9 protein-coding genes are annotated in these 12,178 nt (G+C 72.4%); 6 read left to right on the forward strand and 3 right to left on the reverse strand.

Features of this window, described 5'->3' with window-relative positions; all coding sequences use genetic code 11:
* Positions 1-908 precede the first annotated feature (908 nt).
* Positions 909-2,483 carry an alkaline phosphatase D family protein gene (locus QE370_RS12775; RefSeq protein ID WP_309634571.1) on the forward strand — a complete coding sequence of 525 codons (1,575 nt, stop codon included), beginning with the start codon at positions 909-911 and terminating at the stop codon, positions 2,481-2,483.
* 96 nt (positions 2,484-2,579) lie between these two features.
* A complete protein-coding gene (locus tag QE370_RS12780) occupies positions 2,580-3,584 on the forward strand; it encodes an IS481 family transposase (protein ID WP_309634077.1) in 1,005 nt (334 codons plus the stop codon).
* A gap of 45 nt (positions 3,585-3,629) precedes the next feature.
* Here QE370_RS12780 and QE370_RS12785 read toward each other — a convergent pair whose 3' ends face one another.
* The gene (locus tag QE370_RS12785; RefSeq protein WP_067857890.1) at positions 3,630-4,862 is read right to left on the reverse strand and encodes a DUF349 domain-containing protein; all 1,233 of its coding nucleotides are present in this window, start codon (positions 4,860-4,862) and stop codon (positions 3,630-3,632) included.
* A 116-nt stretch (positions 4,863-4,978) separates the two neighbouring features.
* Between QE370_RS12785 and QE370_RS12790 the strand changes: the two genes are divergently transcribed.
* Genes QE370_RS12790 through aspS form a run of 3 tightly spaced genes read left to right on the forward strand, consistent with a single transcriptional unit; the run spans position 4,979 to position 8,866 of the window.
* Entirely contained in the window at positions 4,979-5,689 is a 711-nt protein-coding gene (locus QE370_RS12790) for an MBL fold metallo-hydrolase (protein ID WP_253023017.1), read from the forward strand.
* 1 nt (position 5,690) lies between these two features.
* The gene (gene hisS / locus QE370_RS12795; protein ID WP_309634572.1) at positions 5,691-7,073 is read left to right on the forward strand and encodes a histidine--tRNA ligase; all 1,383 of its coding nucleotides are present in this window, start codon (positions 5,691-5,693) and stop codon (positions 7,071-7,073) included.
* Positions 7,070-8,866 (forward strand): aspartate--tRNA ligase, encoded by a 1,797-nt coding sequence (aspS, locus tag QE370_RS12800; RefSeq protein ID WP_309634573.1) that lies wholly within the window; start codon positions 7,070-7,072, stop codon positions 8,864-8,866. Before hisS ends, aspS begins: the two co-directional genes overlap by 4 nt.
* Before the next feature lie 25 nt (positions 8,867-8,891).
* On the opposite strand, the gene QE370_RS12805 is transcribed toward aspS, so the two are convergent.
* Positions 8,892-9,389, reverse strand: coding sequence for a hypothetical protein (locus QE370_RS12805; RefSeq protein ID WP_309634574.1), 498 nt, complete (start codon positions 9,387-9,389; stop codon positions 8,892-8,894).
* Between the two features lie 8 nt (positions 9,390-9,397).
* The gene (locus tag QE370_RS12810) at positions 9,398-10,453 is read right to left on the reverse strand and encodes a DUF695 domain-containing protein (RefSeq protein WP_309634575.1); all 1,056 of its coding nucleotides are present in this window, start codon (positions 10,451-10,453) and stop codon (positions 9,398-9,400) included.
* Between the two features lie 74 nt (positions 10,454-10,527).
* Between QE370_RS12810 and QE370_RS12815 the strand changes: the two genes are divergently transcribed.
* Entirely contained in the window at positions 10,528-11,898 is a 1,371-nt protein-coding gene (locus QE370_RS12815) for a replication-associated recombination protein A (RefSeq protein WP_374208203.1), read from the forward strand.
* Positions 11,899-12,178: the final 280 nt, after the last annotated feature.

Genomic DNA, 12,178 nt, shown 5'->3' on the forward strand with positions numbered 1-12,178 from the left:
TGCCACCGAATCGGCCGCATGGCGGCAGGGCAAAAAAGCGACACCGTGTCCGGAGGGGGACGGACGAGCGGATTGTCGCTCGACCTGCGGGTGCGCGGCTGCGGCTTCTCGTTCGGGTGGGGCTGCGCTGGCGCGGCTTCGACTCGTCCTGCGCTCCGCAAGGGCCTCGACCGGGCGGCTGGCAGCGGCGGCGGCGCCGGTTCTCGGGCTGTGGCCTGCGTTGGACGCAAGAATCTGCGTCTGCGCGTGCCGTCGGTGGATCTGCAACCTTCTGAGCGCTCTACAGGTGGCAGATCCACCGCCGACGGGGCCAGACGTGGCAACGATGCTCCCTTCTCGTGGACCGTGCCACGAGAAGGGAGAAGCGCTGCCCACCCCACCCCCAAGTGCACCCAAGCTTCTTCCTTCGTGCGCTTGAGGCTGGACGCTTCTGCGTTGGTGACGGGATCCCGTAGCAGACGCAGAATCCTTGGCCTTCAGCACACGAACGCAGCATCGTGCGTCCACCCCGAGCGCAACCCGCAGCCCGAGACCCCAACCCAGCGCCCGCCCAGCCGCCCGGTCGAGGCCCTTTCGGAGACCACGCCCAGCGCCGGCCGAGGCAGCGCACCAGCAAGACGAGACCTCCTGCGGCAGCGCACCAGCGAGGGAAGACCCCCTGCGGCAGCGCACCAGCAAGACGAGACCCCCTGCGGCAGCGCACCAGCAAGACGAGACCCCCTGCGGCAGCGCACCAGCAAGACGAGACCCCCCGCGGCAGCGCACCAGCAAGACGTGCCCCCGCCGGCAGCGCACGAAAAAGCACAGCCCCCGCGCCAGCGCACCACCAGGCCACGACCCCCTCCGGCGCCACGTGCAGGTCACCGGGGCGACACCCGGCGGTCAGACGGATGGGGGAGGGTCGTGTCATGAGCTCGGGGGAGATCGATCGTCGAACCGTCGTCCGCGCGGCTGCGCTGGCTGCCGCCACCTCTGGCGGCGTGCTGCTGGGGAGTGGGCCGGCGGCTGCCCGCGGCGTGCCGTCCCTGGTGCGCCGGGGGAGGCCGGAGCTGACGCACGGGGTGCAGGCCGGTGACGTGCACGCTGGACAGGCGACGCTGTGGGGGCGGGCCGACCGGCCGGCGCGTCTCGTCGCGGAGATCTCCCGCGACCCGTCCTTCCGGCGTGCCGTGACCGTCCCCGGTCCGCGCGTCACGCCCGACACCGACCTCACCGGGCAGTGGGCGGTGCACGGGCTCCCGCCCGGCACCGACGTGCACTACCGGCTGCGCGCCGTCGACCTGCACGACCCGCGACGCTCGGGTCGTCCAGTCGCCGGCCGGCTCCGGACGCTCGGCGGACGGCGGCGCGACGTCCGCTTCCTGTGGTCCGGCGATGTCGCTGGGCAGGGCTGGGGCGTCAACCCCGACCTGGGCGGCTTCCGCATCGCCGACGCGATGGCCCGCCGCGACGCCGACTTCTTCCTCTGCAGCGGCGACACCGTCTACGCCGACGGTCCCGTCCAGGCGTCGGTGCCGCTCTCGGACGGCCGGACGTGGACGAACCTCGTCACGGAGGAGAAGTCGAAGGTCGCCGAGACACTCGCCGAGTACCGGGGCCAGTACCGCTACAACCTGGAGGCGGAGAACTGGCGTGCGTTCCTGGCGAGCACCGCGCAGGTGACGCAGTGGGACGACCACGAGGTCACCAACAACTGGTACCCGGGCGAGGTGCTGGACGACGCGCGGTACACCGAGCGCCGTGTCGACGTGCTCGCGGCGCGGGCGCGGCGCGCGTTCCACGACTACGTGCCCGTCGCCGAGATCTCGCCCGACCGGGTCGGACGGGTCTACCGCGTCCTGCACCAGGGACCGCTGCTCGACGTCTTCGTCCTCGACATGCGCACCCACAAGGACTCGAACACGGCCGGCGACGAGACCTCGGGCGACGGCGGGGTGCTCGGCGCGGAGCAGACCAGGTGGCTGCTGCGCGAGCTGCGCGCCTCCCGCGCCACGTGGAAGGTCATCGCGGCGGACCTGCCGATCGGGCTGGTCGTGCCCGACGGCAGCAGCCGGCAGGAGGGTCTGGCCCAGGGCGACGCCGGGGCTCCGCGCGGTCGGGAGATCGACATCGCGCAGGTGCTCACGGCGCTGCAGGACGCCGGCATCCGCAACCACGTGTGGCTCACGGCCGACGTGCACTACACGGCCGCGCACCACTACTCGCCCGACCGGGCCGCCTACCAGCGGTTCGACCCGTTCTGGGAGTTCGTGTCCGGCCCGTTGAACGCCGGTGCGTTCGGACCCAACCGGCTCGACTCGACGTTCGGTCCGCGCGCGGAGTTCGTCGCCGCCCCGCCCACGCCCAACACCGGCCCGGCGGACGGGTTCCAGTTCTTCGGCGAGGTCGAGATCGACGCCGCCACCGAGGCGCTGACCGTCACCCTGCGCGACGTCGACGGGCGGGCGCTCCACACCCGCACGCTCGAACCGCAGGCGCGCTAGTTGTGATGTCCAGGGACGTTGTTTCTCTGGATAGGTGAAGGCCTCCGGGGTGAGAGTGGAGCTGTCTAGGTTCCGTTCTCTTCCCAGGAGGCCTTCGTGGTCCACGCTAACGCTGCTCTGACTCCTCGTGCTCGGCTCCGGCTGGCTCGGTTGATCGTGGAGGACGGTTGGAGGCCCGCTGACGCGGCGAAGATGTTCATGGTCTCGACCGTCACGGCCCGCAAGTGGGCGAACAGGTTCCGCTGCGAGGGGCCGGCTGGGATGCTCGACCGGTCCAGTCGTCCGCGGACGTGTCCGCATCGCACATCCGAGCGGGTGAAGCGCCAGATCGTCTCCCTGCGGTGGCGACAGCGCCTCGGGCCGGTGCAGATCGGTGGCCGGCTCGGCCTCGCGCCCTCGACCGTCCACGCGGTCCTGGTGCGGTGTCGGATGAACCGGCTCAGTCACATCGACCGGGTCACCGGTGAGCCGATCCGCCGCTATGAGCACCCGCACCCGGGATCGCTGATCCATGTCGACGTCACCAAGTTCGGCAACATTCCCGACGGCGGCGGCTGGCGCTACGTCGGCAAGGCCCAGGGTGACCGCAACCGGGCGGCGACCGTGCTGCGCACCGGGGCACCACGCAGCAAAACCCACGAACCGCTCATCGGGACGGCGTTCCTGCACACCGTCATCGACGACCACTCCCGCGTCGCCTATGTCGAGGTCTGCACCGATGAGAAAGCCGTCACCGCGATCGGTGTCCTGCGCCGGGCCGTTGCCTGGTTCGCCGAGCGCGGTGTCACCGTCGAACGAGTGTTGTCCGACAACGGCAGCTGCTACCGCGCTCACGCCTGGACACAGGCCTGCACAGACCTCGGGATCACCCCGAAACGGACACGGCCCTACCGGCCCCAGACCAACGGCAAGATCGAGCGCTTCCACCGCACCCTGGCCGAGGGGTGGGCCTACGCCCGCTTCTACAGCTCAGAGACCGAACGCCGAGCCGCCCTGCCCGGCTGGATCCACTACTACAATCACCACCGGCCCCACTCAGCCATCGGAGCACTGCCACCCATCAGCAGGATCGCCAACAACCTGCCTGGACATCACAGCTAGTCGTCGACACCCCGGGCGCCGGGGCGTCTCGACGACCGTCGGGACTCAGCCGAAGTCGGCGGCGGCCTTCTGGGCCATCGCCAGGAACGACTCGTTCGACTCCAGCTTCGCGCTCAGGTCCTTGACCTTGCGTGCGTCGCCCGCCGCCTCGGCCTTCGCGAGGGCCTCACGGGTCTCGTCGATCGCGCGCTGCAGCTTGCCGATCATGTCGTCGGCGCGGGCGGACTTCTCGGGGTCCGAACGCTTCCACTCCTGCTCACCGGCAGCCCGGACGGCCTGCTCGACCGTGCGCAGACGTCCCTCGAGCTCCTTGACCCGGCCGCGCGGCACCTTGCCCGCGGCCTCCCAGCGGTCGGCGATGTCGTTGAGGGCGCGGCGTGCCTTGTCGAGGTCGGTGACGGGCAGGAGCGCCTCGGCCTCGACCAGGAGCTGCTCCTTCACGACGGCGTTGGCGGCGAACTCCTCGTCGAGCGCGGCGTTCGCGGCGTCACGGGCCTGGAAGAAGACGTCCTGAGCGGCGCGGAAGCGCTTCCAGAGCTTGTCCTCGACGTTGCGGGGCGCGGAGCCGGCAGCCTTCCAGCGGGTCATGAGGTCGCGGTAGGCGCCCGACGTCGGACCCCACTCGGTGGAGGAGGAGAGCGCCTCGGCCTCGGCGATCAGCTTCTCCTTGACCTTCTGCGCGGCCTCGCGCTGCGTGTTCTGCTCGGCGAAGTGGGCCTTGCGCTTGCGCGTGTACGCGGTGCGCGCGGCGCTGAAGCGGTGCCAGAGCTGGTCGTCGGCCGACTTGCTGAGCCGGGGGAGTGCCTTCCACTCCTCGAGCAGCTCGCGCAGCCGGTCGGCGCCGGCGCGCCAGTCCTGGCCGGCCGCGATCTTCTCGGCCTCCTCGACGATGCGCGTCTTCGCGACGGTCGCCTCGGCGACCTTGGCCTCACGCTCGGCGCGACGTTCCTCGCGCTGCTTCTCGATGGCCGGGGCCAGCGCGTCCAGACGCGCCTCCAGGGAGGCGAGGTCGCCGATCGCGGCGGCGTCCGTCACCTCCCCGCGCACCTTCGCGACGGCCTTGGCGGCCTCGTCGGGCGACAGCGCACCCGAGGCGAGACGCTTCTCGAGCAGGTCGACCTCGGTCTCGAGGCCCTCGAAGCGTCGGACGTAGAAGGCGAGCCCCTCGGCGGGGTCCCCGACCTTCCACTCGCCGATCTCTCGTTCGGAGTCACCGGTCTTGACGAAGACCGTCCCCTCGGCGTCGACGCGGCCCCACGGGTGCTCGGCGGTGGTCATGGCGACAGTCTAGGAGGACGCCACCCCGACTCCGCCACCCCGCCGCCCGTCGGGACGCCTCGACGGGGCGCCCGCCGTGGTCCGGGGGCCGCCGCGCCCCGCGTACCCTGTGGGGCGTGCTGCTCACGTCCTTCCCCGCCGGCCCCCTGCAGGCCAACTGCTACGTGCTCGCCCGCGAGGCGGGTGCCGGGTGCGTCGTCGTCGACCCCGGCATGGACGCCCTCGACGGGGTCCGCCAGGTCGTCGCCGAGCACGACCTGCGCGTCGAGGCCGTCCTCGTCACCCACGGCCACTTCGACCACCTCTGGAACGCACAGGACGTCGCACGGGAGTTCGACGCACCGGTGTGGATCCACCCCGCCGACCGGCACCTGCTGAGCGACCCGATGGCGGCGATCTCCGGACCGTCCGCCGCGATGCTGCGCGCGCAGTTCGGCCTGCACGACCTGCCCGAGTTCGTCGAGCCCTCCGACGTGCGCGACGCCGTCGACGGTGCCGTGATCGAGGTCGACGGCCTGAGCCTCAGCGTCGACCACGTCCCGGGCCACACGCCGGGCACCGTCTACTACCGGGTCGACTGGGACGGCAGCGGCGTCACCGAGGGCACGGTGTCGCAGGTGATGTTCTCCGGCGACTTCCTGTTCGCCGGCTCGATCGGTCGCACCGACCTGACCGGCGGCGACCACGACCAGATGCTGCAGAGCCTGCGCGAGAAGGTCCTGCCGCTGCGCGACGACGTCGTGGTCCTGCCCGGTCACGGCCCGCAGACGTCGATCGGGCGCGAGCGCGCCACCAACCCGTTCCTCGCCGAGCTGCAGGAGGGCTGACATGGCGAAGCTGAGTGGATTCCCCGAGCTGCTGCCGGCCGACCGTGCGGTGGAGGTGGCGGTCGTCGACGCCCTGCGCCGCGTGTTCGAGCTGCACGGCTTCGCCAACGTCGAGACCCGCGCCGTCGAGCCGGTCGAGACGCTGCTGCGCAAGGGCGAGATCGACAAGGAGGTCTACGTCGTGCGCCGCATCCACGACGACGCCTCCGGCGACTCCGGCTCCCGCTCCGACGCGCTCGCGCTGCACTTCGACCTCACCGTCCCCTTCGCGCGCTACGTCGTGGAGAACGCCGGCAAGCTCGCCTTCCCGTTCCGTCGCTACCAGGTCCAGAAGGTGTGGCGCGGGGAGCGTCCGCAGCAGGGACGCTTCCGCGAGTTCACGCAGGCCGACATCGACATCGTCGGCGACGGCACGCTGCCGTTCCACGCCGACGTCGAGGTCGCGCGGGTGATGGCCGAGGCGCTGGCCGCGGTGTCCGCCGTCCTTGGCGCCGGACCGGACGACCCGTCCTGGTTCACGTTGCAGGTGAGCAACCGCAAGGTGCTCGAGGGCTTCTACCGTGGCCTCGGCGTCGCGGAGCCCACTGCCGTCATGCAGGTCGTCGACAAGCTCGACAAGCTGCCGGGCGAGCGCATCCTCGAGCTGCTCGCGGAGACCGGTCTCGACGAGACGTCGGCCCGTGCCTGCCTGGCGCTCGCGGAGATCAGCACCGACGACACCTCCTTCGTCGAGCGGGTCCGCGAGCTGGGTGTCGAGCACCCGCTGCTCGACGAGGGCCTCGACGAGCTCGCGACCGTGGTCGCCGCCTGTGCCGACGTCGAGGGGGTCCGCGTCACCGCCGACCTGCGCATCGCGCGCGGCCTCGACTACTACACCGGGACCGTGTTCGAGACGCGCATGACCGGGCAGGAGCAGCTCGGCTCCGTCTGCTCCGGCGGGCGCTACGACCAGCTCGCGTCCGACGGCCGACGCACCTACCCGGGCGTGGGCATCTCGCTCGGCCTCTCGCGGCTGCTCGTCCCGCTCGTCGCGAACGGGCTGACCAGCAGCCGACCCGTGCCGTCGGCCGTGCTCGTCGCCGTGACCGACGAGGAGTCACGTCCGGCGAGCGACGCCCTCGCGCAGCGGCTGAGGCGGCGCGGCATCCCCACCGAGGTGTCGTCGGCGGCGCAGAAGTTCGGCAAGCAGATCCGCACCGCCGAGCGCCGTGGGATCCCGTACGTCCTCTTCCCGGGCGAACCGCCTAGGGTCGGCCCTAGTGTCAAGGACATCCGTACCGGCGACCAGGTCGACGTCGACCCCGACACCTGGACGCCCCCCGCCGCCGACCTGACGCCCACCGTCGCCGGGCTCGGCCCCCACTCGAAGGAGACCACGCCGTGATCCGCACCCACGCCGCCGGAAGCCTGACCGCCGCCCAGGTGGGCGAGCAGGTCACCCTCGCCGGATGGGTGGCGCGCCGGCGCGACCACGGCGGGGTCGCGTTCATCGACCTGCGCGAGGCCAGCGGCGTCGTGCAGGTGGTCGTCCGCGAGGAGGTCGCGCACCAGCTGCGCGCCGAGTACTGCCTGAAGATCGTCGGCACGGTCGAGAAGCGTCCCGAGGGCAACGAGAACCCGGCCATCCCGACCGGAGAGATCGAGGTCATCGCGAGCGACGTCGAGATCCTCAGCGCCTCGGCGCCCTTGCCCTTCCCCATCGACGACGCCGCGTCGTCGAGCGCGGGCACGGTCGGCGAGGAGGTGCGGCTGCGTCACCGCTACCTCGACCTGCGTCGCTCGGGTCCCGCGCACAACCTCCGTCTGCGCAGCAAGGTCAACGCCGTCGCGCGCGAGGTGCTCGGCCGCCACGAGTTCGTCGAGGTCGAGACGCCCACCCTCACCCGCTCGACCCCCGAGGGCGCCCGCGACTTCCTCGTGCCCGCGCGCCTGCGTCCCGGCAGCTGGTACGCGCTGCCGCAGAGCCCCCAGCTGTTCAAGCAGCTGCTCATGGTCGGCGGCCTGGAGCGGTACTACCAGATCGCACGCTGCTACCGCGACGAGGACTTCCGCGCCGACCGGCAGCCCGAGTTCACCCAGCTCGACGTCGAGATGAGCTTCGTCGACCAGGACGACGTGATCGCGCTCGCCGAGGAGATCTACGCCGAGCTGTGGCGGCTCATCGACGTCGAGCTGCCCCGGCCGTTCCCGCGGATCACGTACGCCGACGCGATGCGTCGCTACGGCTCGGACAAGCCCGACCTGCGCTTCGACCTCGAGCTCGTCGAGCTGACCGACTACTTCAAGGACACCCCCTTCCGCGTGTTCCAGGCGCCGTACGTCGGCGCGGTGGTGCACCCGGGCGGCGGCTCGCAGGCGCGTCGCACGCTCGACGGCTGGCAGGAGTGGGCCAAGCAGCGTGGCGCGCGGGGCCTGGCCTACGTGCTCGTCGGCGAGGACGGCACCCTGGGCGGTCCGGTCGCGAAGAACCTGTCCGAGGCCGAGCGCGAGGGACTCGCGGAGGCTGCCGGTGCGAAGCCGGGCGACGCGATCTACTTCGCTGCCGGCCCCACGAAGTCGATGCGTCAGCTCCTCGGTGCCGCGCGCATCGAGATCGCCCGTCGCGAGAACCTCATCGACGAGTCGGCGTGGGCGTTCTGCTTCGTCGTCGACTGGCCGATGTTCGAGGCCGTGAGCGAGCTCGACTCCGGCGACGTCGCGGTGGGTGGCGGCGAGTGGACCGCGGTGCACCACGCGTTCACGGCGCCGCAGGACCCGGCGACGCTCGCCGACCCGGGCAGCTCGATCGCCCAGGCCTACGACATCGTCTGCAACGGCAACGAGGTCGGCGGCGGCTCGATCCGTATCCACCGCCCTGACGTCCAGAAGCGCGTCTTCGAGATCATGGGCATCGGCGAGGAGGAGGCGCAGGAGAAGTTCGGCTTCCTGCTCGACGCGTTCGCGTACGGCGCCCCGCCGCACGGCGGCATCGCCTTCGGCTGGGACCGCACGGTCGGCCTGCTGGCGGGCACCGACTCGATCCGCGACGTCATCGCGTTCCCGAAGTCCGGCGGCGGGTACGACCCGCTGACCGCGGCCCCGGCCCCGATCACGCCGGAGCAGCGCGCCGAGGCCGGTGTCGACGCGGAGCCCGATGAGGAGGGGCCCGAGGACGCGGACGGCGCACCCGCGTCCTGACCTCGCGCGAGCAGGTCAGCCCCGCTCAGCGCGCGGTCGTCGGAGAGGGCCACCCGAGCTGCCGGGCCGCGTGGCAGAGGACGAACCAAGGGCCGACCAGCTCCACGACCTCGTCCGAGGGGAGCGTCAGCCGTGCCCGCCAAGGCGTGTGCGCCAGCCGGGAGCGGCGGACCCCGTAGCGCGGGCGCACCACGACCGCGACGGGGTCTGGCAGCACGACCGGCGTGCGGGAACCGGTCGTGACCGTCTCGAGGACCAGGCCGTCGACCGTGACCTCCAGGACCCACATGAATCCTCGCAGCCCCGGGGCCACGAACCGCTCGCCCTCGGCGACGTCGAGCGTCCCGACGTAGCCGTCGTGGCGGGCGCCCGGGAACAGGCTCCAGACGTGGAGGGTGCCCCCCGCGAAGGCGTCGAACAGATTCGTGACGGTGTTACTCAGCAGCCAGTACGTGACGGCGAACGGTCCCGGTCGCCGGACGTGCCAGGAGCCACGGTCGTCACGAGCAGGACGCAGCTGCACCGTGGCCCTCAGCCGAGGAGGTGGCGGACGCGGGTCCAGCCCGGGTCGCGCTCGTGGGTGGCGGACAGTCCGTGCGTCGACGCCCACCGCGCCACGTCGGCGCCGGCGTTCTGGTCCTCGCCGTCGGTGTAGACGTGCAGGGTCCGGGTGCCGTCGGTCGTCACCCGGGCGACGACCAGCCCGCGCGGCTCGATGGTCGCGGTGAGGGAGTCGTCGAGGGCCTGCAGTCGACCGAGCACCTCCGGTGACGGCATGCCCCGATCGTCGGGGTCGAACGTGGCGACGAGCGCGTGGTGCAGGTCGAGGGTCGGTGCGTCGACCCATCGCAGACCGGTGCGGGCGAGCGCGAACACCGGGCGACCCTCGGCGGTCTGTCCGGAGAGCGCCGACCACACGTCGGTGTCGCGCTCCTCGGCGCACACGGCCACCGCAGCCTGCAGGTCCGCCACGGTGCGTGCCGATGACGGGGCGTCGACCAGCGGCTCGACCCCGCCGACCCAGCGCGCGACGTCGTCCTCGCCCAGCGCCCAGTCGAGCACCATGAAGGTCAACGGGCCGTGCACCCGCTCGGGCAGCTCGGCGAAGGCGGGATGGTGCACGCCGACGTGCACGCGCAGCGCCTCCAGGTCGGTCTCGACGGCGAGCACGACCCGCGCGAGGTCGACGGCGGCCCCGTCGACCTCGAGCACGGCGTCGAACGCGGTGGGGTCGGTCTCGACGGCCGGTGCGTACTCCCACGTCGCGTCCGCCGGCGGAGCGGCGCGGAACCACCGCTCGGCGGCAGGACGGGCGTCGGCGAGGCCGCCGGCCGAGACCGTGAGCCGGTGCTGTGCGGTGCGCCCGGGACCGAGGTGCCAGGTCAGGTCGGGGTCGATCGCCGCCAGCAGCCCGTCGAGCGCGGCGTGGGCGGGCCCTGCCTGCGACGGGTCGAGGTGCCGGCCCTCCTCGGTCCACCAGTCCCAGAAGGCGCCGACCGGCGTGGGGGCGGGCCGTGCGGTCCCGGAGTCGCCGGCGTCGGCGTGCGGGTCGGACTCGGAGGAGGTACGGCGGGAGAACAGGCCCATGAGCCCAGCCTGGCCCATGCGCCGACCGCGGTACAGCGTCCGGGCGTGTCGGGGGCGGTGACTACGCTCGCAGGGTGAGCGACGACGGACTGTTCGACCTGCCGGGGGACGACGTGCGCCCCGTGGCGCGTCCGGACTCCTCGGGCTCGCTCGCCGGCAACGCCCACTCCTCGGCGCCGCTCGCGGTGCGCATGCGTCCGCGCACCCTCGACGAGCTCGTCGGCCAGGAGCACCTGCTCGTGCCGGGGTCGCCGCTGCGGCAGGTGATCGACGGCGACCAGCCCCTCACGATCCTCCTCTGGGGCCCTCCGGGCACGGGCAAGACGACCATCGCCTCGCTGATCAGCAACCACACCCACCGTCGCTTCGTCGAGGTCTCGGCGGTCTCCGCGGGCGTCAAGGAGGTCCGCGACGTCATCGCCGGAGCGCGGCGCGCGCTGCAGAACGGCGTCGAGACGGTGCTGTTCGTCGACGAGGTGCACCGCTTCTCCAAGGCGCAGCAGGACGCGCTGCTGCCGGGCGTGGAGAACCGCTGGGTCTCGCTCATCGCCGCCACCACCGAGAACCCCCACTTCAGCGTCATCTCGCCGCTGCTCAGCCGGTCGCTGCTCCTCACCCTGCAGTCCCTCGACGACGGCGACGTCGCCGTCATGATCGACCGGGCGGTCGAGGACGACCGTGGGCTCGGCGGGCGGGTCAACCTCACCGACGACGCCCGCGACCACCTCGTGCGGCTGGCCGGTGGCGACGGACGTCGTGTGCTCACCTACCTCGAGGCCGCCGCCGGCGCGACGCTCAGCCAGGGTCGCACCGAGGTCACCGTCGACGACGCGGCGCTGGCCGTCGACAAGGCGGCCGTGCGCTACGACCGGCAGGGCGACCAGCACTACGACGTCACGAGCGCCTTCATCAAGAGCATCCGCGGCTCCGACGTCGACGCCGCCCTGCACTACCTCGCGCGCATGGTCGAGGCGGGGGAGGACCCCCGGTTCATCGCGCGGCGCCTGATGATCCACGCGAGCGAGGACATCGGCATGGCCGACCCGACGGCGCTGCCCGTCGCCACAGCCACCGCGCAGGCCGTCGCGCTGATCGGGTTCCCCGAGGCGCGCATCCCGCTCGCCCAGGCCGTGATCCACCTCGCCACCGCGCCCAAGTCGAACGCCGTCGTGCGGGCGATCGACGCCGCGCAGGCCGACGTCCGCGCCGGCCGGGTCGGTGCCGTGCCCCCGGCGCTGCGCGACGCGCACTACTCCGGCGCCAAGAAGCTCGGCCACGGGCACGACTACCGCTACGCCCACGACGACCCCCGCGGGGTGGTCACCCAGCAGTACGCGCCCGACGACGTCGACGGCCGCGACTACTACGAGCCCGGCCGCCACGGTCACGAGGCCGCCGTGGCCGACCGGGTCGCGCGGATCCGCGCCATCCTGCGCGACCGCTGACCCCAGGACCTGCCGGTGCGCTGCACACGGTGGTCCTCGCCCTGCTGCTGCGCTGCCTCGGCTAACGCCGGGGGCGGTCTCCGAGAAGCCTCGACCGGGCGGCCGGGCGTCGGCCGGGCTGGGCTCCGGGGACGCGGGTGGGTCTCGCGGTGGGCCCCACGCTTCTCCCTTGCAGCGTCATCGGCCCACGATGAGCCGTTCCTGCGCGCCGGCGGTGGATCTGCCACCTTCTCAGCCCGTGTGAGGTGGAGAATCCACCGCCGCCCACCTACGCGCGGGC

Origin of the sequence: Aeromicrobium sp. SORGH_AS_0981, from assembly GCF_031453195.1 — a bacterium.
GTDB lineage: Bacteria > Actinomycetota > Actinomycetes > Propionibacteriales > Nocardioidaceae > Aeromicrobium.